This is a genomic window from Pseudomonas sp. 1, from assembly GCF_056626735.1.
This window is the reverse complement of record NZ_JBWXMQ010000011.1, coordinates 50029-70207: the sequence shown is the minus strand read 5'-3', so window position 1 is coordinate 70207 and position 20179 is coordinate 50029. Positions and strand designations below refer to the sequence as shown.

Below are 20179 nucleotides of genomic sequence, written 5' to 3'. Positions count from 1 at the left end.
TACAACCGCTCGTTGCAGATAAAAAACATGAAGGGCTTCAAGCACTTGCTATTGCGCCTGAAGCACCTCGTCCGCGCGGCCGCCCTCTTGCTGGATCACCAGATGAATGAAGTGCAGCTTGGCGATCGCCGCAGGCGGCAGGACGAATGGATAGAAATCCGGCTGGCCCATGCTGCGCGACAGTTCGTTGAGCATGCCGGCCAGTTCGATCCACGCATTGACGAACGACAGGAACGCCGCGCCGCCGGGATGCTCGGGGTCGTACAACGTGCTGGACGGGAACGGCTGGTAATCCAGGTCCATCTCCCGGGCGCTCATGCCAAAGCCCAGCGCGGTATCCACCGCGTCCATCATGTGCAGGTAATGCGCCCAGGTTTCCGCCCAGTCTTCCCATGGGTGCATGGTGGCGTAGGCGCTGACGTAATGCTGCGACCAGTCGGCCGGTGCGCCCTGCTGATAATGGCGCTCAAGTGCCTCGGCATAACTGGCGCGTTCGTCGCCGAACAGGTTGCGGAATGAACCCAGCCAAGGGCTGTTGGCGATCAACCGATCCCAGTAGTAATGCCCGACCTCATGGCGAAAATGCCCGAGCAGCGTGCGATAGGGTTCGTGCATCTGCGCCCGGACCTGCTCGCGGTGGGCGTCGTCGGCTTCTGCGATGTCGAGGGTGATCAGGCCATTGGCGTGGCCGGTCATCGGCGCATTGCCTTGCAGATCGACGCCGATGAAATCGAAGGCCAGGCCGGTTTCTTCGTCGACGGTTTTCGGGATGACCGGCAGGCCGAGGCCAATCAGTTGCGCCACCAGTCGCCGCTTGGCGATTTCCACTTTGCGCCAGCGCTCGGGGTTTTCCGGGGCGGACAGGTCGGGAATGGTGCGATTCAGAGCGCAGGCCGCGCACAGGGTGTCGTGATCGTTGGCGGGCAGCAGCCAGTTGCAGCCGGCCGGAGTGTCGAGATTGGCGCAACGCCGGAACAGCCCGGCCTCGGGATCGACGTCCAGCGCCCAGGTGCCCTCTTGCGGCCCCGGTTGCAGCGAGGTCAGCCGACTGTGTTCCGGTTGATAACCCAGCGCCGCGTTGCAGGCCAGGCACTGGCTGTTGCGAAAGAACAGCGACTGGCCGCAGCGGCACGGCCAGACCTTGCTGTTGCGCGAGGATTCGCCCATGAACGGCGCGACGATGCGGGAACTGAGCTGCTCGAAAAAGCGGTACATGGCGATCTCTCCCTGGGGCTTGCCAAGACTAGATCATTCCCGCGCGCAGATCGTTCCCGCGCTCTGCGTGGGAATGCATACCGTGACGCTCTGCGTCACAGCGGACGCGGAGCGTCCGGGCGGCATTCCCACGCGGAGCGCATCTGTCGATCAATCAGGCAGTGATACCGTGCCCTTTCAGGAACCCGATAAACGCCTCTTCATCCATCACTTTCACGCCCAGCTCGTTGGCCTTGGTCAGTTTCGACCCGGCGCCCGGTCCGGCCACCACGCAATGAGTCTTGGCCGACACGGAACCCGCAACCTTGGCGCCGAGGCTTTCCAGGTGTTCCTTGGCGACATCGCGACTCATCAGCTCGACCTTGCCGGTCAGCACCCAGGTTTCGCCGGCCAGCGGCAGGCCTTCGACGACTTTCCTTTCGCTCTGCCAGTGCATGCCGAAATCGCGCAGCTGCTTCTCGGCGTCTTCGGCCAGTTGACGATGCTCGGGCAAGGCGAAGAACCCGCGAACCGAGTTGGCCTGTTTCTCCGGCAATGCCTGACGCATGTCCAGCCAGTCAGCGTTCATCACCCCTTCCAGCGTTTCGAACTTGTCCGCCAGTTTCTGCGCCCCGCCCGGGCCCACCGAAGGAATATGCAGCTTGTCGAGGAAGCCGCCCAGCGTGGTACTCGCGGCAAACTCGGCGCCCAACTCGCCCTGGTCCTGAATCTGCAAACCGTGGCCCAGCAGTTCGCTGATCACCTGCCGGTTGTGCGCATCCTCGAAGAAGCTGTGAATCTCGTGCGCCACTTCCAGGCCGATGTCCGGCAGGTACGTCAGCACTTGCGGCAAGGCTTGCTGGACACGCTCCAGCGATCCCAGCGAACGCGCCAGCACTTTGGCCGTCTCCTCGCCGACATCCGGAATGCCCAGCGCATAGATGAAGCGCGCCAGACCCGGCTTCTTGCTGTCTTCGATAGCAGCCAGCAACTTGTTGCTCGACACTTCGGCGAAGCCTTCGAGGTCGACGATGTCCTCGAACTTCAGCGCGTAAAGATCAGCCGGCGAACTGACCAGACCTTCGTCCACCAGTTGCTCGACACTCTTGTCGCCAAGGCCTTCGATGTCCATCGCCCGGCGCGATACGAAGTGAATGATCGCCTGCTTGAGTTGCGCACCGCAGGCCAGTCGGCCGACGCAACGATACACCGCGCCCTCACTGATGGTTTCCTTGCCCTTGCTGCGCTTGACCAGTTGCGTGCGCTCGACGTGCGAGCCGCACACCGGACAATTCTCGGGAATCTGCACCGGCCGCGCGTCTTCCGGGCGACGCTCGGCAACGACTTGCACCACTTGCGGAATCACATCACCGGCGCGGCGAATGATCACCGTGTCGCCGATCATCAGGCCCAGCCGGGCGACTTCGTCCATGTTGTGCAGCGTGGCATTGGCCACGGTCACACCGGCGACCTTGACCGGTTTCAAGCGCGCCACAGGCGTGACGGCGCCGGTGCGGCCGACCTGGAATTCCACGTCGAGCAGTTCGGTGAGCTCTTCCATGGCCGGGAATTTGTGGGCGATGGCCCAGCGCGGTTCGCGGGCGCGGAAGCCCAGTTCGCGCTGGTCGGCAATGCTGTTGACCTTGAACACCACACCGTCGATTTCGTAAGCCAGCGAATTACGGCGCTCGCCGATATCGCGGTAGTAATCCAGGCATTCGCCGATGCCTTTGGCCAGTTTCAATTCATGGCTGATCGGCAGCCCCCAGGCTTGCAGCTGCTTGAGGTTGCCGATGTGAGTGTCGGAAATATCGTGAGAGACCTGGCCGATGCCGTAGCAGCAGAATTCCAGCGGACGGTTGGCGGTGATCTTCGAATCCAGCTGACGCAGGCTGCCGGCGGCGGCGTTGCGCGGGTTGGCGAAGGTCTTGCCGCCGATTTCCAGTTGCGAGGCGTTGAGGCGCTCGAAACCGGCCTTGGACATGAACACTTCGCCGCGCACTTCCAACGTCGCCGGCCAGCCCGTGCCGTGCAGCTTCAGCGGGATGTTGCGCACGGTGCGCACGTTGACGCTGATGTCTTCACCGGTGGTGCCGTCGCCGCGTGTGGCGCCACGCACCAGCACACCGTCCTGATACAGCAGGCTGACCGCCAGGCCATCGAGTTTCGGTTCGCAACTGTATTCCACCGCCGCGCCACCGCCGAACAGGTCACCGGCCGGCAGATCCAGACCTTCGGTCACCCGGCGGTCGAACTCGCGCATGTCGGTTTCTTCGAAGGCGTTGCCGAGGCTGAGCATCGGCACCTCGTGACGCACCTGGGTGAACGCGGTCAGGGCCACGCTACCGACACGCTGGGTAGGCGAGTCGCTGGTGATCAGTTCCGGATTGGCCGCTTCCAGCGCCTTGAGCTCGTGGAACAACCGGTCGTACTCGGCATCCGGAATGCTCGGCTCATCGAGGACGTGGTAACGGTAGTTGTGCTGATCGAGCTCAGCGCGCAGCTCTAGAATGCGGTCTTTGGCGGCAGTCATGGGTGTTCTCTCATAAAGCAAAAGAGCAGCCGAGGCTGCTCAATCTATTTTGCCGATTGCCCCTTTATTGCGAGGCAACCTTTTCAATCAACGCTTCTGGGTCAGGGCGCGGCGTTCGAATTCGACGATGCGCTGACGGTAGTGCTCGATGGTCTGCGCGGTCAGGACGCTGCGCTGGTCATCTTTCAACTCGCCGTTCAGTTCCTGGGACAGCTTGCGGGCTGCCGCCACCATCACGTCGAAGGCCTGCTTCGGATGACGCGGGCCTGGCAGGCCGAGGAAGAAGCTCACCGCCGGGGTGCTGAAGTGGTCGATGTCGTCCAGATCGAAGATGCCCGGCTTGACCGCGTTAGCCATGGAGAACAGCACTTCACCGTTGCCGGCCATGCTTTCGTGACGGTGGAAGATATCCATCTCGCCGAAACGCAGACCGCTTTCCAGAATGTTCTGCAGCAGTGCCGGGCCCTTGAAGCCGGCCGGGTCGCGGCAGATCACGCTGATCACCAGCACTTCTTCGGCTTGCGGCTGATCTTTATCGGCCACTGCCGGCGACGACTTGGCGGCAGGCTCGACGAAATCATCGTCGCGGCTGCTGAAGCTCGGACCGCCGTCCAGATCCAGATCGAGGTTCAGGTCGCCCTGGGCCGGACCGTTGCTGCCACGCTTGCCGCGCTTGGAACCGGATTCGCGAGGCTCGCGTGCTTCGCGGGCCGGCATGCTCACCGATGGCAGATCGTGTTCGTCCAGTTGCGGCTCTTTATGGGTGTCCAGCACACGGGCCGGGCCCAACAGCTCGGCGCTGGTGTCCTCGTCCGGCAGGTTGGACAGACTTCGGTCAAGACGGAATTTCAGTTTTCCCTTGCCGCCGCGCATACGGCGCCAGCCATCGAAAAGAATACCGGCTATCACAATGATGCCGATGACGATCAGCCACTCGCGCAGACCGATTTCCATGTAATCCCGTGCCTCTATAAAAAATGCTGAAAAATAAGGGGTTTACACTGTGCAAACCGCTTTAAAACGTGGCGCCAACTCTATGTTCTGACAGGCGTTTTGCCCACGTATACGAAAAATTGACATTAAACTAGCACGACCAAAGACAACTTTACACCGTCTGTCTCATTGGCTTGCGCGATTATGTCGATTGGCCAGCCATTCGAAACCGGTAAATACGTCCTACAGACTACAAATACCTTTTCCGACAGCGCCGGCTCAGGCATCCACCATCGCCATCGCCTCCTCGACATCCACGGCTACCAGTCGCGAACAACCCGGCTCGTGCATCGTCACGCCCATCAACTGGTCAGCCATTTCCATGGCGATCTTGTTGTGGGTGATATAGATGAACTGCACAGTCTGCGACATCTCCTTGACCAATCGTGCGTAGCGTCCAACGTTAGCGTCATCCAGCGGTGCGTCAACTTCATCGAGCATGCAGAACGGCGCCGGATTCAACTTGAAGATCGCAAAAACCAGTGCCAGTGCCGTCAGGGCTTTCTCGCCACCGGAGAGCAAATGGATGGTGCTGTTCTTCTTGCCGGGCGGTTGCGCCATGATCGTCACCCCTGTATCGAGTAGATCTTCGCCCGTCAGTTCCAAATACGCGCGTCCACCACCGAAAACTTTCGGGAAAAGCGCCTGTAAACCGCCATTGATCTGATCAAAGGTATCTTTGAAACGGTTACGGGTTTCCTTGTCGATCTTGCGGATGACGTTTTCCAGCGTCTCGAGGGCTTCGACCAGATCGGCGTCCTGAGCATCCAGATAACGTTTACGCTCGGATTGTTGCTGGTATTCGTCGATCGCCGCGAGGTTGATCGCGCCCAGGCGCTGAATGCGCGCGGCGATGCGCTCGAGTTCTTCTTCGGCGCCCTTCTCGCTGGCCTCGGCGGTCAGGGTGTTGAGCACGCCGTGCAGATCGTAGCCGTCTTCCAGCAGTTGATCCTGCAGAGCCTTGCGGCGCACGGTCAGGGCCTGCCATTCCATGCGTTGCTGTTCGAGCTGGCCACGGATCATTTGCGATTGCTGCTCGGCCTGGGTCCGGCGTTTTTCCGCGTCGCGCAGTTCGCGGTCGGCGTCTTCCAGCGCGATCTGGGCGGTCTTGAGTTCATCGTCGACGCTCATGCGCTTGTCGAGCAACTCTTCGAGTTTGAGGCGCAACTCTTCCAGCGGCGCCTCGCCCTCCTCCAGATTCAGGCTGAGCTGTTCGCGTTTTTCGGTGAGGCGCTCGGCCTGCATTTCCAGACGTTCAAGGGCCTGGCGGGTCGAATCATGCTGCGCGCGCAGCGAGCCCAGGCGCACGGCCAATTGATGGGCGTGATCCTTGTGTTGGCGCGCTTCCTGACGCACCCGATCCAGCCGCTCGCGCAGGCTGTCTCGCTGGGCCAGCAGCAATTCGCGCTGTTCGGTGTCCAGGGCCATGGCGTCGAGGGCGTCCTGCAGCTGGATCCGCGCTTCGCCGATGTTTTCGTGTTCCAGTTCGCGCTGTTCAGCGAGCTCGACCAGTTCTTCGTCGAGTCGGGTGCGACGCAGATTCAACTGCTCGGCCTTGGCTTTGCCGGCGGACAGTTGAGCTTTCAGCTCGCCTTGCTGACGGGCCTCGTCTTGCAGCAAACGACGCAAATGCTCGCGACCGTTTTCCTGCTGACGCTGTTGCGCGCGCAGAGTCTGTAAACGGGTTTCCATGGCCTCGACCGTGGCTTCGCGCTCTTCGCGCTCCGCATGCAGCGTTTCGATTTCCTGGCCACGCGCAAGCATGCCGCTTTCGGCTTCGCTGGCGCGGCGCACCCGCAGGAAATGCCGGCCGACCCAGTAACCGTCGCGGCTGATCAGGCTCTGCCCGGCAGCCAGCTGGCCGCGCAGGGCCAGCGCCTGCTCAAGACTGTCGACCGGCTTGACCTGAGCGAGCCAGGGCGACAGATCAACCAGTGCCTCGACCTTGTCCAGCAGGCTGCCGGCCACGCGCACGCCGTCATTGCCGGGGCTGAGCAAACGCAGATCGCCCTGGGCGAAACCGGACAGATCGAAGCCGTCGAAATCGTCCACCAGCACCGCTTGCAGGTCGGCGCCGAGCACGGTTTCCACCGCCAGCTCCCAACCGGCCTCGACCTTCAGGCCTTCGGCCAGACGCGGGCGTTCGGCGAGGTTGTGCTCCTTCAGCCATTCGGCGGTGCCAGTACCCGGATCGAGCGCGGCCTGCTGTAAGGCTTCGAGGGATGCGAGGCGACCGTTCAAACGCTGCAAATCGCCCTGCGCCTGTTGCTGTGCAGTGAGCGCCTGCTGCAATTCCTGGCGCAGTTGCTCAAGCTTTTCGACTTGGGCTTCTTCGCTGGTCTGCAAATCTTCAAGGGTGGCTTCGGACTCGGCGAGCTGTTCGCTGAGCTCCATGATCGCCGCGTCTTCCGGATCGGCCGAGAGCAACGCCCGCTCTTCGCCCAGACGCTTTTGCCGATCGGCCAGACGCTCCATGCTGGTTTCCAGCTGCTGGATGCGCGACTGCTGCACTTCGGCCTGACGGCGGGGTTCGGCGGCGGTCAGGTTGAAGGCGTCCCACTGCTCCTGCCAGCCGTGCATGACGGCTTCGGAATCTTCCAGCGCCGCGGCGGCCTCTTCGGCGGCGGCGTTGGTGATTTCCTGCTCGGGGGTCAGTTGATCGAGCTCTTCGCCGAGGGTCAGCAGCAAGGTACGGTCGTGGCCCAGGTGCGATTCGGTTTCCAGGCGCGCGCGCTCTGCCTCTTTCAGATCGTCCTGCAATTGGCGTAAACGCTGCTGGCCGTGCTGGATGCTCTGCTCGACCCGGGCGATGTCGCCGCCGACCGAATAGAAGCGCCCCTGCACCAGATTGAAGCGCTCGGACAGGTCATGGTGACCGTCGCGCAGGCGTTCAATGGCCGCGTCGGCGTTGCGCTGCTCGGCGACCAGCGCTTCGAAGCTGATCTCCTGGTTGCCGATGATCGATTCGCGCTGGCCGACCTGATCGTTCAGATCCTGCCAGCGCAGGGCCGACAGTTGCGCCTTGAGCTGGCGTTCTTCGGCCTTGAATTCCTGATACTTCTTCGCCGCCTCGGCCTGACGATGCAGGCGTTCGAGCTGGCGCTCGAGTTCTTCGCGCAGGTCGGTCAGACGGGCAAGGTTTTCGTGGGTACGGCGGATGCGGTTTTCGGTCTCGCGCCGGCGCTCCTTGTACTTGGAGATGCCGGCGGCTTCTTCGATGAAGTTACGCAAGTCTTCCGGCTTGGACTCGATCAGCTTGGAGATCATCCCCTGCTCGATGATGGAGTAGCTGCGCGGGCCGAGGCCGGTGCCGAGGAAGATGTCGGTGATGTCGCGGCGACGGCACTTGGCGCCGTTCAGGTAATAAGTGGTCTGGCTGTCGCGGGTCACTTTGCGGCGGATCGAAATTTCCGCGTACGCCGCCCACTCGCCCAGCAGGGTGCCGTCGGAGTTGTCGAATACCAGTTCGATGCTGGCCTGGCTTACCGGTTTGCGACTGGTCGAGCCGTTGAAGATGACGTCGGTCATCGACTCGCCGCGCAGGTTCTTGGCCGAGCTTTCGCCCATTACCCAGCGCACGGCGTCGATGATGTTCGACTTGCCGCAACCGTTCGGCCCGACGACCGCCGCCATGTTGCTGGGGAAGTTCACCGTGGTCGGATCGACGAAGGATTTGAACCCCGCCAGTTTGATGCACTTGAGCCGCAAGGTCAGGCAACCGTCAGGGCGGCCACCACCAGATCGCAGCTGCGCTGGGCGTAAGCCGTCAGCACGATGCGGATCTGCGGCAGGTCACGGGCGAGGACGGCGGCGAGCAAGCGTTCGAACAGTTCGAGGAATTCGCTCATCTCGGCCTTGCGCTGCTCCAGCGCAAGGAAATACGCACGGCTCATGGCCGGTTGCAGGTTCTCGACGGTTTCCTGCAGGTACGGGTTGTTGGCGAACGGGTACGCGGCGCGCATCACATTGAAGCTTTCGTCGACGAAGGTGCGAATGTCCTGACGCTCGTAGCTGGCGGTCAGGCGCTGCTGGATCTGCACGAACGGCGCCATGTCGGACTGGACTTGCCAGCCATTGGCCACCGCGTTGCCGAGCAGGATGTACAGCTCGCTCATCAACGTGCACAGGCTCTGCACCTTGTGCGCCGTAAGCTCAGTGACGTGGGCGCCGCGGCGCGGCAGGATCGCGATCAGGTGACGGCGCTCGAGGATCAGCAAGGCTTCGCGGACCGAGCCGCGGCTGACGTTCAGCGCCAGCGTGACCTTCTGTTCCTGGATGCGCTCTCCCGGCTTCATTTCGCCGCGAATGATCCGTTCGGCGAGGTGGTGAGCGATTTGCTCGGCGAGGCTGTCCGGCGCCTTGAACGTCATGGTTGTCCTTCAAACTCTTCGATCTGCACAAGCGGCGCAGTGTAGCGCAATGCGCGGTCATGGCGGAGTGCCCGCACAGCGGTTTTTGGCACGAATCCCGCAAAAAAGCGCTTGATCCCATAAGGGTCAATACTGAAGAGACACGTGGTTGAGCGACAAAACGGCTTTTCCTGACCTTTAAGTCAGAAAACCATTGACCGAAAAGTCAGACCTGCTAAATTCGGCTCAAGTCGCTCAACAACAATAATGAGTCTGCGAGGCCTTCCGTGATCCAGTTTTTACTTAACCAGGAACTCCGTAGCGAGCACGCCCTGGACCCGAACCTGACTGTGCTCAACTACCTGCGCGAACACGTGGGTAAACCCGGCACCAAAGAAGGCTGCGCCAGCGGTGACTGCGGCGCCTGTACGGTGGTGGTCGGCGAGTTGCAGACGGATGACGATGGCCGCGAGCGCATTCGCTATCGCAGCCTCAACTCGTGCCTGACGTTCGTTTCGTCGCTGCACGGCAAACAACTCATCAGCGTCGAAGACCTCAAGCACAAGGGCGAACTGCACAGCGTGCAGAAAGCCATGGTCGAGTGTCATGGTTCGCAGTGCGGTTTCTGCACCCCCGGTTTCGTGATGTCGCTGTTCGCCCTGCAAAAGAACAGCGATGCGCCGGATCATGCCAAGGCCCACGAAGCGCTGGCCGGCAATCTCTGCCGCTGCACCGGCTACCGGCCGATCCTGGCCGCCGCCGAGCAATCCTGCTGCGGCAAGCAGCCTGACCAGTTCGACGCCGGTGAGGCGCAAACCATTGCCCGCCTCAAAGCCATTGCCCCGACATCGATCGGCGAACTCAACAGCGGCGACAAACGCTGCCTGGTGCCGCTGACCGTGGCCGATCTGGCCGACCTCTACGATGCTTATCCACAGGCCCGCCTGTTGGCTGGCGGCACCGACCTGGCGCTGGAAGTCACGCAGTTCCACCGCACCCTGCCGGTGATGATCTACGTGGGCAACGTCGCCGAAATGAAGCGCATCGAGCACTTCGAGGATCGCATCGAAATCGGCGCCGCCACCGCCCTCTCCGACTGCTACGAAGTGTTGAACGCCGAGTACCCGGACTTCGGCGAGCTGCTGCACCGCTTCGCCTCCCTGCAGATCCGCAACCAGGGCACCCTCGGCGGCAACATCGGCAACGCCTCGCCCATTGGTGACTCGCCGCCCCTGCTGATCGCCCTCGGCGCGCAGATCGTGTTGTGCAAGGGCGAGACGCGCCGCACGCTGGCGCTCGAGGATTACTTCATCGATTACCGGGTCACCGCGCGCCAGGAAAGCGAATTCATCGAGAAAATCATCGTGCCTCGCGCCACGGCCGAGCAGCGTTTCCGCGCCTACAAAGTCTCCAAGCGTCTGGACGATGACATCTCCGCCGTCTGCGCCGCGTTCAACCTGCGCGTCGAAAACGGCGTGATCACCGACGCCCGCGTCGCCTTCGGCGGCATGGCCGCGATCCCGAAACGCGCCGCTCATTGTGAAGCCGTGCTGCTCGGCCAGCCGTTCAACAACGCGGTGGTCGAACGTGCCTGCACTGCGCTGGGCGAGGATTTCACTCCGCTCTCGGACTTCCGCGCCAGCAAGGAATACCGCCTGCTCAGCGCGCAGAACCTGCTGCGCAAATACTTCATCGAACTGCAAACACCGCACATCGAGACTCGGGTGACCGCTTATGTCTAACCATCACGGCGTAGAGAAAACACAAGCTGAACTGGCTGAACTGTTCGCCAGGGACCTGACCACCGGCGTCGGCCGCAGCGTCAAGCACGACAGCGCCGCCAAGCATGTGTCCGGTGAAGCGCAGTACATCGATGACCGCCTGGAATTCCCTAACCAGTTGCACGTTTACGCACGGTTGTCGGATCGCGCCCACGCAAAAATCATCAGCATCGATACCAAACCCTGCTACGCCTTCGAAGGTGTGCGCATCGCCATCACTCACGAAGACGTGCCGGGCCTGAAAGACATCGGCCCGTTGATGCCGGGCGATCCGCTGCTGGCCATCGATGACGTGCAGTTCGTCGGTCAACCGGTACTGGCGGTGGCCGCCAAAGACCTCGAAACCGCTCGCAAGGCCGCGATGGCCGCGATCATCGAATACGAAGATCTGGAGCCGGTGCTGGACGTGGTCGAAGCCCTGCGCAAACGCCACTTCGTACTCGACAGCCACACCCACCAGCGCGGCGATTCGGCCAACGCCTTGGCCACGGCCGAGCACCGCATCCAAGGCACGCTGCACATCGGCGGTCAGGAACACTTCTATCTGGAGACGCAGATTTCCTCGGTAATGCCGACCGAAGACGGCGGCATGATCGTCTACTGCTCGACCCAGAACCCCACCGAAGTGCAGAAACTGGTGGCCGAAGTCCTCGACGTGTCGATGAACAAGATCGTGGTCGACATGCGCCGCATGGGCGGTGGTTTCGGCGGCAAGGAAACCCAGGCCGCAAGCCCGGCATGCCTGTGCGCAGTGATCGCGCACCTCACCGGCCAGCCGACCAAGATGCGCCTGCCTCGGGTCGAAGACATGCTGATGACCGGCAAGCGTCACCCGTTCTATGTCGAGTACGACGTGGGCTTCGACAGCAACGGGCGCCTGCACGGGATCGCGATGGATCTGGCCGGCAACTGCGGCTGCTCGCCTGACCTGTCGGCCTCGATCGTTGACCGTGCGATGTTCCACTCGGACAACTCGTACTACCTCGGCGATGCGACCATCAACGGTCACCGCTGCAAGACCAACACCGCGTCGAACACCGCGTATCGGGGTTTCGGCGGCCCGCAAGGGATGGTCGCGATCGAAGAAGTGATGGACGCCATCGCCCGTCACCTCAACCTCGATCCGCTGGCCGTGCGCAAGGCCAACTACTACGGCAAGACCGAGCGCAACGTCACCCACTACTACCAGACTGTCGAGCACAACATGCTCGAAGAGATGACCGCCGAGCTGGAAGAAAGCAGCCAGTATGCCGAACGCCGCGAAGCGATCCGTCGCTACAACGCCAATAGCCCGATCCTGAAAAAAGGCCTGGCGCTGACCCCGGTGAAGTTCGGCATTTCCTTCACCGCCAGCTTCCTCAACCAGGCGGGTGCGCTGGTGCACGTCTATACCGACGGCAGCATCCACCTGAACCACGGCGGCACGGAAATGGGCCAGGGCCTGAACACCAAAGTCGCGCAGGTCGTGGCCGAAGTGTTCCAGGTGGAAATGGATCGCGTGCAGATCACCGCGACCAACACCGACAAGGTGCCGAACACCTCGCCTACGGCGGCCTCCAGCGGTGCTGACCTGAACGGTAAAGCCGCACAGAACGCGGCGGAAATCATCAAGCAACGCCTCGTTGAATTTGCGGCGCGGCACTACAAGGTCAGCGAAGAAGACGTGGAATTCCACAACGGCCACGTCCGTGTGCGCGACCACATCATGACCTTCGAAGCGTTGATTCAGCTGGCGTATTTCAATCAGGTGTCGCTGTCGAGCACCGGGTTCTACAAGACCCCGAAAATCTACTACGACCGCAGCCAGGCCCGTGGTCGGCCGTTCTACTACTTCGCCTTCGGCGCGGCGTGCTGCGAAGTGATCGTCGACACCCTGACCGGCGAGTACAAGATGCTGCGCACCGACATCCTCCACGACGTCGGCGCCTCGCTGAACCCGGCCATCGACATCGGCCAGGTCGAGGGCGGCTTTGTCCAGGGCATGGGCTGGCTGACCATGGAAGAACTGGTGTGGAACAACAAGGGCAAGCTGATGACCAACGGCCCGGCCAGCTACAAGATCCCGGCCGTGGCGGACATGCCGCTGGACCTGCGGGTGAAACTGGTGGAAAACCGCAAGAACCCGGAAGACACGGTGTTCCACTCCAAGGCAGTGGGTGAGCCGCCGTTCATGCTCGGCATCGCCGCGTGGTGCGCGATCAAGGATGCGGTGGCCAGCCTCGGCGACTACAAGCATCAGCCGAAGATCGACGCGCCGGCGACCCCGGAGCGGGTGTTGTGGGGTTGCGAGCAGATGCGTCAGCTCAAGGCGGTGAAGGCCGTCGAAGCTGAAACCGAGGTTGTTTGATGATCGTTCCCACGCCTGCGTGGGAATGCAGCCCGCGACGCTCTGCGTCGCATCCTGAACAGCGGACGCGGAGCGTCCAGTGATGCATTCCCACGCGACGGTTCGACGCCTCGACGTGGGAACGATCTGAGAGGTGAGATATGTACAACTGGATCGACGCCCTCGCCGACCTGCAGAACCAGGGCGAACCCTGTGTTCTGGTGACGATCATCGAAGAGCTCGGCTCGACGCCGCGCAATGCCGGCTCGAAAATGGTCGTCAGCGCCCGCCAGACGTTCGACACCATCGGTGGCGGGCACCTGGAATACAAAGCCATGCAGATCGCTCGCGAGATGCTCGCCAGCGGCAAGCAGGACACCCATCTGGAGCGCTTCAGCCTCGGCGCCAGTCTGGGCCAGTGCTGCGGCGGCGCGACGGTGCTGCTGTTCGAACCGATGGGCCAGGTGCAGGCGCAGATCGCCGTGTTCGGCGCCGGTCATGTCGGTCGCGCACTGGTGCCCTTGCTCGCCAGCCTGCCCTGCCGGGTGCGCTGGATCGATTCCCGGGAGGAGGAATTCCCCGAGCAGATTCCCCACGGCGTGCGCAAAATCGTCGCCGAGGAGCCTGTGGATGAAATCGACGACCTGCCCGCCGGCAGCTATTGCATCGTCATGACCCACAACCATCAGCTGGATCTGGAACTAACCGCCGCGATCCTCAAGCGCAACGACTTCACCTGGTTCGGCCTGATCGGCTCGAAAACCAAACGGGCCAAGTTCGAACATCGCCTGCGTGACCGTGGTTTCGACGCCAGCGTCGTGCAACGCATGCGCTGCCCGATGGGCATCGGTGAAGTCAAAGGCAAGTTGCCTGTAGAAATCGCTATCTCCATCGCCGGCGAAATCATCGCCACCTATAACGCCAATTTCGGCCAGCACACCGCCAGCGCCGAACCGATTGCCAAACTGCTGCCGGTTTCCCGGCGCAGTCAGGCCGCCACACTCAAAGCCTCAAACTGATTAGAGAACCCTCATGCCTCTGACTCGCAAAGCCTACCGCGCCGCCATCCTGCACAGCATCGCCGACCCTGCCGAGGTCGGCATCGAAGCCTCCTACGAGTATTTCGAGGATGGCCTGCTGGTGGTCGATGGCGGCAAGATCAGCGCCCTCGGCCACGCCAGCGAACTGCTGCCGACCCTGCCGGCGGACATCGAGATCACGCATCACAAGGATGCGCTGATCACCCCGGGCTTCATCGACACCCACATCCACCTGCCGCAGACCGGCATGGTCGGCGCCTACGGCGAGCAACTGCTGGACTGGCTGAACACCTACACCTTCCCGTGCGAAAGCCAGTTCGCCGACAAGGCCCACGCCGATGAAGTGGCGGACATCTTCATCAAGGAACTGCTGCGCAACGGCACCACCACCGCGCTGGTGTTCGGCAGCGTGCATCCGCAATCGGTGAACTCGTTCTTCGAAGCGGCAGAGAAACTGGACCTGCGGATGATCGCCGGCAAAGTGATGATGGACCGCAACGCGCCGGACTACCTGACCGACACCCCGGAATCGAGCTACGTCGACAGTAAGGCGCTGATCGAGCGCTGGCACGGCAAGGGCCGTCTGCACTATGCCGTCACCCCGCGATTCGCCCCGACCAGCACCCCGGAACAGCTGACGCTCGCCGGTCAGTTGCTCAGCGAATACCCGGATCTGTACATGCAGACCCACATCAGCGAAAACCTCAAGGAAGTCGAGTGGGTCAAGGAGCTGTTTCCGGAGCGCAAGGGCTATCTGGACGTCTACGATCACTACCAATTGCTCGGCGAGCGCTCGGTGTTCGCCCACGGCGTGCATCTGTGCGACGACGAATGCGCACGCCTGGCGCAGACCGGTTCGGCGGTCGCGTTCTGCCCGACCTCGAACTTCTTCCTCGGCAGCGGCCTGTTCAACCTGCCGATGGCCGAGAAGCACAAACTGAACGTCGGGCTCGGGACTGACGTCGGCGGCGGCACCAGTTTTTCGTTGCTGCAAACCCTGAACGAAGCCTACAAGGTGATGCAGTTGCAAGGCGCACGCCTGAGCCCGTTCAAGTCGCTGTACCTCGCCACCCTCGGTGGCGCGCGGGCCCTGCGTCTGGAAGACAAGATCGGCAACCTGCAACCGGGCTCCGACGCCGACTTCCTGGTGCTGGACTACAACGCCACGCCGCTGATGAGCTATCGCTTGAAGCAGGCCAACAACATTGCTGAAACGCTGTTCGTACTGATGACCCTGGGCGATGACCGCACCATAGCTCAGACCTACGCGGCGGGCGCGCTGGTGCACCAGCGCTAACTGATTGCTCGATTGTTCCCACGCTCTGCGTGGGAATGCCTCTGGGGACGCTCCGCGTCCAGTGACGCGGAGCGTCACGGGCTGCATTCCCACGCGGACGGTTCGACGCCTCGACGTGGGAACGATCAGGAGAGCAAAAAAATCCCCCGGCACTTTGCAGTCCGGGGGATTTTTATTGCCTGTCGATTCGCCTCAGAGCTTGACCGCCGGCCGCCCCGGCTTCTTGGTCTGCAACAGGTGCGAGAACACTGCATGCAGATCGTCCGAAGCGCTTTCTTCGTCGAGGTTGAGCTTGCTGTCGATGTGATCCATGTGATGCATCATCAGGTCCACCGCCAGCTCGCCGTTGCGCGCTTCGATGGCGTCGATCAACTGGGTGTGCTCGTCGTAGGAACAGTGCGAACGGTTGCCGCTTTCATATTGAGCGATGATCAGCGACGTCTGCGAAACCAGGCTGCGCTGGAAACTGATCAACGGCGCATTCTTCGCTGCCTCGGCCAGTTTCAGGTGGAATTCACCCGAGAGACGGATGCCGGCGCCGCGATCGCCACGGGAGAAGCTGTCGCGCTCGTCGTTGACCATCTGGCGCAATTCGGCGATCTGCTCGGCGGTGGCGTGTTGCACTGCCAGCTCGGTGATCGCGCGCTCCACCAGACGCCGGGCGAGAAACACCTGACGCGCCTCTTCAACGCTCGGGCTGGCGACGACCGCGCCACGGTTCGGCCGCAACAGCACCACGCCTTCATGGGCCAGACGCGAGAGCGCGCGGCGAATGATGGTGCGGCTGACCCCGAAAATTTCCCCCAGCGCTTCTTCGCTCAACTTTGTGCCGGGCGCCAGGCGCTGTTCGAGGATGGCCTCGAAGATATGCGCATAGACAATGTCGTCCTGGGTTCCGCTGCGGCCGGCTTTGCCTGCTCGCGGTTGTTTCTTGAGGGGTTGCAACTGTTCGTTCATGGGCACTCGAGTCGGGAAGAACGGCGGCGAATTGACCGTGACTGTAATACGGCACAGTGGGTCGCTGGCAAGTATCGCGTAAAAAACAGCGCGATTGTACACAATGGAAGGTGGCAACACGACTGTACGGCTGTTTGTGGCTTTGGCTGTATTGCAACGCTTCGTTACGTTTGAGTTTAGGCTTGATCGCAGAATCCGCGATCCCTGTGGGAGCGAGCTTGCTCGCGATAGCGGTTGGACATTCAACTCTAATGTCGACTGTTCCGCCGTCATCGCGAGCAAGCTCGCTCCCACAAGGGTTTCGCATAGCAGCAAATATCTTCATTGGTACAAGGAATACCGCTGTCATGAACGAAATTACCCACACCCGACTGCGCCCGCTGGCGGACACATCGCCCTCCGCCATCGTCGCCGGGTTCATCGCGATGATGACCGGCTACACCAGTTCGCTGGTGCTGATGTTCCAGGCAGGGCAAGCGGCGGGCCTGACCAGCGGGCAGATTTCTTCGTGGATCTGGGCGATATCCATCGGCATGGCGGTGTGCTCGATCGGCCTGTCGCTGCGTTATCGCACGCCGATCACCATCGCCTGGTCGACGCCCGGCGCGGCGCTGTTGATCACCAGCCTTGGCGGCGTGACCTATGGCGAAGCGATTGGCGCCTATATCACCTGCGCGGTGCTGGTGACCATTTGCGGCTTGACCGGCAGCTTCGAACGGCTGGTGAAAAAGATCCCGGCCTCCCTCGCCGCGGCGCTGCTGGCAGGGATTCTGTTCAAGATCGGCAGCGAAATTTTCGTCGCCGCGCAGCACCGCACCGGCCTGGTGCTGGGGATGTTCTTCACTTATCTGATCGTTAAACGCCTGTCGCCCCGTTATGCGGTGCTCGCTGCGCTGCTGATCGGCACCGCGCTGTCAGGCGTCATGGGGTTGCTGGACTTCAGCGGTTTTCACCTGGAGGTGGCGACACCGGTCTGGACCACGCCGCATTTTTCCCTGGCCGCGACCATCAGCATCGGCATCCCGCTGTTTGTGGTAGCGATGACCTCGCAAAACATGCCCGGCATCGCCGTATTGCGGGCCGATGGCTACAACGTTCCGGCCTCGCCGCTGATCACCGCCACCGGCATCGCGTCGCTGCTGCTGGCGCCGTTCGGTTCCCACGGCATCAACCTCGCAGCGATTAGCGCGGCGATCTGCACCGGGCCGCATGCCCATGAGGATCGCAACAAACGCTACACGGCAGCCGTGTGGTGCGGGATTTTCTACGGGATTGCCGGGGTGTTCGGCGCCACACTGGCGGCGCTGTTTGCCGCGCTGCCCAAGGAATTGGTGCTGTCGATTGCCGCTTTGGCCCTGTTCGGCTCGATCATCAACGGCTTGAGCATCGCCATGACCGAAGTGAAGGAACGGGAAGCGGCGCTGATCACCTTCATGGTCACGGCGTCGGGGCTGACGCTGTTTTCCATCGGTTCGGCCTTCTGGGGGATTGTCGCGGGGGTGTTGACCTTGCTGATCCTCAACTGGCGAAAGGCATAAAAAAACGGCGACCTTCGGGTCGCCGTTCTTCATTTCGGAATCAAGCCTTGTTGATCGGCTTTTCCGGATACCAGACGTCCAGCAGCGGGCTGATTTCAGTCTTGGTCAGCTCGGTGCGGGTTTTCAGCCAGGCTTCCACGGCAGCGCGCTGCTCTTCGGAAACCGAACCACGCTTCTGCAGGCAAACCAGACCGAAGCCTTCGCCGCCGACATAGCCCAGACCATTGGCGTCCATGGCTTCTTTGATGAAAGCTTCGAGGAAAGCATCAATGGCTTCTTCGGACAGATCTTCTTTGAAGTCCAGGTTCAGTTCGAAACCCAGCTCTTGAAATTCATCGACGCACAGTTTTTTGCGCAGACGCTGGGAACGGTTAGTCGCCATTGGAACAATCCTCTTAAGTAATAACGGCCGGCACTTTACCAGTTTAAGGCGGCGATTGCCCGCCTATCCGGGACGTGCGTACGACCGCCTGTAAAAAAATAACGAATTGACGCCCTTGCGAAAGGCACAAGCTGTTACACCTTGGGGCATAATGCCGACACTTTCATGACCACTGAGGGCCTTTTCATCCATGTCCTCGTCTTTTTTCCCCTCGGCTGTAGGGTTTTATTTCATATGATCAAATCGTTGCGTCCTCTGCTCCTGGCCGGTCTTCTTCTCCCGCTGGCCCTGCCCGTCTCCGCTGCCACCATCAACACCGCCCTGACCCCCAACGTCGAAAAAGCCCTCAAGGCCAGCAAGCTGCAGCCCACTGCCCTGTCGCTGGTGATGGTGCCGCTGGACGGCCCGGGCACGCCGACCGTGTACAACGCCGACGTGTCGGTCAACCCGGCCTCGACCATGAAGCTGGTCACCACTTACGCGGCGCTGGAAATGCTCGGCCCCAACCACCAGTGGAAAACCGAGTTCTACACCGACGGCGACCTTAACGGCGGGATTCTCAACGGCAACCTCTACCTCAAGGGTGGTGGCGATCCGAAACTGAACATGGAAAAACTCTGGCTGCTGATGCGCGACCTGCGCGCCAACGGCGTGACTCAGGTCACCGGTGATCTGGTACTGGATCGCAGCTTCTTTGTGCAGCCGCAACTGCCGGAATTCAACGATGACGGCAACGACGAGAACAAGCCGTTTCTGGTCAAGCCGGATTCGCTGCTGGTCAACCTCAAGGCCCTGCGTTTCGTGGCCCGCAATGACAATGGCCGGGTGTTGATCTCGGTCGAGCCGCCGATTGCCAGCATCAATATCCAAAACACCGTCAAGGCACTCAATTCCAAACAATGCACCGGCGGCGTGCGCTACAACCCGGTGCCGCAGGCCGATGGCAGCGTGACCGTGACCGTGGCCGGCCAATTGGGCGAAGGCTGCAGCTCGCAGACTTATCTGTCGCTGCTCGACCACGCAACCTACACCGCCGGCGCCGTGCGGGCGATCTGGAAGGAACTGGGCGGCAGCATCCAGGGCAAGGATCGTCTGGCCCCGACCCCGAGCAGCGCCAAAGTGCTGGCCCGGGCGTTCTCGCCGGATCTGGCGGAAATCATCCGCGACATCAACAAATACAGTAACAACACCATGGCTCAGCAACTGTTCCTGAGCCTGGGCCAGAGATTCCGCAACGACGCCGATGGCGATGACGCCAAGGCTGCGCAACGCGTGGTCCGTCAGTGGCTGGCGAAGAAAGGCATCACCGCGCCGCACCTGGTGATGGAGAACGGCTCCGGTCTGTCGCGTTCCGAGCGAGTCAGCGCCCGGGAAATGGCCAACATGCTGCAAGCGGCCTGGCACAGCCCATATGCTGCCGAATACATCAGCTCGCTGCCGATTGCCGGCACCGACGGCACCATGCGCAAACGCCTGAAGACCACCGCGATGCGCGGCGAAGCCCACGTCAAGACCGGTACCCTGAACACCGTACGGGCGATTGCCGGCTTCAGCCGCGACGTCAACGGCAACACCTGGGCGGTGGTGGCGATCCTCAACGACAAGGCCCCGTTCGGCGCCTCGTCGGTGCTGGATCAGGTGCTGCTGGATCTGTATAAACAGCCGCGGACGCCGCAGACCGCTTCGGTTTTGTAACCCTGTAAATGATTGCTCCCACGCTCCGCGTGGGAATACAGCCCGTGACGCTCTGCGTCACTGGACGCGGAGCGCCCCCGGAGGCATTCCCACG

General features: G+C 61.8%; 13 protein-coding genes. 6 read left to right on the top strand and 7 right to left on the bottom strand.

Going from position 1 to position 20179, the window contains the following annotated elements:
• Positions 1 to 48: 48 nt before the first annotated feature.
• The 5 genes from AC1MDC_RS17740 to AC1MDC_RS17720 form a co-directional block, all read right to left on the bottom strand.
• Positions 49 to 1215: a zinc-binding metallopeptidase family protein gene (locus AC1MDC_RS17740; RefSeq protein ID WP_480393413.1), complete on the bottom strand. Its 1167-nt coding sequence runs from the start codon at positions 1213 to 1215 to the stop codon at positions 49 to 51.
• Between the two features lie 154 nt (positions 1216 to 1369).
• Positions 1370 to 3727, bottom strand: coding sequence for an NAD-dependent DNA ligase LigA (gene ligA, locus AC1MDC_RS17735; protein ID WP_480393412.1), 2358 nt, complete (start codon positions 3725 to 3727; stop codon positions 1370 to 1372).
• Positions 3728 to 3814: 87 nt separating this feature from the next.
• A complete protein-coding gene (zipA, locus tag AC1MDC_RS17730) occupies positions 3815 to 4681 on the bottom strand; it encodes a cell division protein ZipA (RefSeq protein ID WP_064378762.1) in 867 nt (288 codons plus the stop codon).
• A gap of 258 nt (positions 4682 to 4939) precedes the next feature.
• The gene (gene smc / locus AC1MDC_RS17725) at positions 4940 to 8428 is read right to left on the bottom strand and encodes a chromosome segregation protein SMC (protein WP_480393411.1); all 3489 of its coding nucleotides are present in this window, start codon (positions 8426 to 8428) and stop codon (positions 4940 to 4942) included.
• Positions 8429 to 8430: 2 nt separating this feature from the next.
• Positions 8431 to 9090: a GntR family transcriptional regulator gene (locus tag AC1MDC_RS17720; protein WP_085700228.1), complete on the bottom strand. Its 660-nt coding sequence runs from the start codon at positions 9088 to 9090 to the stop codon at positions 8431 to 8433.
• 266 nt (positions 9091 to 9356) lie between these two features.
• Between AC1MDC_RS17720 and xdhA the strand changes: the two genes are divergently transcribed.
• From xdhA to guaD, 4 genes are all read left to right on the top strand, one after another.
• Positions 9357 to 10811: a xanthine dehydrogenase small subunit gene (gene xdhA, locus AC1MDC_RS17715; RefSeq protein ID WP_085703541.1), complete on the top strand. Its 1455-nt coding sequence runs from the start codon at positions 9357 to 9359 to the stop codon at positions 10809 to 10811.
• The gene (gene xdhB, locus AC1MDC_RS17710) at positions 10804 to 13197 is read left to right on the top strand and encodes a xanthine dehydrogenase molybdopterin binding subunit (RefSeq protein ID WP_085700230.1); all 2394 of its coding nucleotides are present in this window, start codon (positions 10804 to 10806) and stop codon (positions 13195 to 13197) included. The genes xdhA and xdhB overlap by 8 nt, the downstream gene beginning before the upstream one ends.
• Positions 13198 to 13337: 140 nt before the next feature.
• Positions 13338 to 14195 carry a xanthine dehydrogenase accessory protein XdhC gene (xdhC, locus tag AC1MDC_RS17705; RefSeq protein ID WP_007952025.1) on the top strand — a complete coding sequence of 286 codons (858 nt, stop codon included), beginning with the start codon at positions 13338 to 13340 and terminating at the stop codon, positions 14193 to 14195.
• Between the two features lie 13 nt (positions 14196 to 14208).
• Positions 14209 to 15513, top strand: a complete 1305-nt coding sequence (gene guaD / locus AC1MDC_RS17700) for a guanine deaminase (protein WP_085700231.1) — start codon at positions 14209 to 14211, stop codon at positions 15511 to 15513.
• A 192-nt stretch (positions 15514 to 15705) separates the two neighbouring features.
• Here the strand turns inward: guaD and AC1MDC_RS17695 are convergent, their stop codons facing one another.
• Entirely contained in the window at positions 15706 to 16470 is a 765-nt protein-coding gene (locus tag AC1MDC_RS17695; RefSeq protein WP_007952027.1) for a GntR family transcriptional regulator, read from the bottom strand.
• Between the two features lie 347 nt (positions 16471 to 16817).
• On the opposite strand from AC1MDC_RS17695, the gene AC1MDC_RS17690 reads away from it, so the two are divergent.
• Positions 16818 to 18008, top strand: a complete 1191-nt coding sequence (locus tag AC1MDC_RS17690; RefSeq protein ID WP_085700232.1) for a benzoate/H(+) symporter BenE family transporter — start codon at positions 16818 to 16820, stop codon at positions 18006 to 18008.
• 40 nt (positions 18009 to 18048) lie between these two features.
• Here AC1MDC_RS17690 and AC1MDC_RS17685 read toward each other — a convergent pair whose 3' ends face one another.
• On the bottom strand, positions 18049 to 18390 hold the full coding sequence (locus tag AC1MDC_RS17685; protein WP_085700233.1) for a YggL family protein: 342 nt from the start codon (positions 18388 to 18390) through the stop codon (positions 18049 to 18051).
• 234 nt (positions 18391 to 18624) lie between these two features.
• Between AC1MDC_RS17685 and dacB the strand changes: the two genes are divergently transcribed.
• Positions 18625 to 20085: a D-alanyl-D-alanine carboxypeptidase/D-alanyl-D-alanine endopeptidase gene (dacB, locus tag AC1MDC_RS17680; protein ID WP_085700234.1), complete on the top strand. Its 1461-nt coding sequence runs from the start codon at positions 18625 to 18627 to the stop codon at positions 20083 to 20085.
• Positions 20086 to 20179 lie beyond the last annotated feature (94 nt).

What these genes read in the sequence shown, in the direction of transcription:
- AC1MDC_RS17740 (WP_480393413.1), bottom strand. Translation starts at nt 1,215, where the DNA reads ATGTACCGCTTTTTCGAGCAGCTCAGTTCCCGCATCGTCGCGCCGTTC.
- ligA (WP_480393412.1), bottom strand. Translation starts at nt 3,727, where the DNA reads ATGACTGCCGCCAAAGACCGCATTCTAGAGCTGCGCGCTGAGCTCGAT.
- zipA (WP_064378762.1), bottom strand. Translation starts at nt 4,681, where the DNA reads ATGGAAATCGGTCTGCGCGAGTGGCTGATCGTCATCGGCATCATTGTG.
- AC1MDC_RS17720 (WP_085700228.1), bottom strand. Translation starts at nt 9,090, where the DNA reads ATGACGTTCAAGGCGCCGGACAGCCTCGCCGAGCAAATCGCTCACCAC.
- xdhB (WP_085700230.1), top strand. Translation starts at nt 10,804, where the DNA reads ATGTCTAACCATCACGGCGTAGAGAAAACACAAGCTGAACTGGCTGAA.
- xdhC (WP_007952025.1), top strand. Translation starts at nt 13,338, where the DNA reads ATGTACAACTGGATCGACGCCCTCGCCGACCTGCAGAACCAGGGCGAA.
- guaD (WP_085700231.1), top strand. Translation starts at nt 14,209, where the DNA reads ATGCCTCTGACTCGCAAAGCCTACCGCGCCGCCATCCTGCACAGCATC.
- AC1MDC_RS17695 (WP_007952027.1), bottom strand. Translation starts at nt 16,470, where the DNA reads ATGAACGAACAGTTGCAACCCCTCAAGAAACAACCGCGAGCAGGCAAA.
- AC1MDC_RS17690 (WP_085700232.1), top strand. Translation starts at nt 16,818, where the DNA reads ATGAACGAAATTACCCACACCCGACTGCGCCCGCTGGCGGACACATCG.
- AC1MDC_RS17685 (WP_085700233.1), bottom strand. Translation starts at nt 18,390, where the DNA reads ATGGCGACTAACCGTTCCCAGCGTCTGCGCAAAAAACTGTGCGTCGAT.
- dacB (WP_085700234.1), top strand. Translation starts at nt 18,625, where the DNA reads ATGATCAAATCGTTGCGTCCTCTGCTCCTGGCCGGTCTTCTTCTCCCG.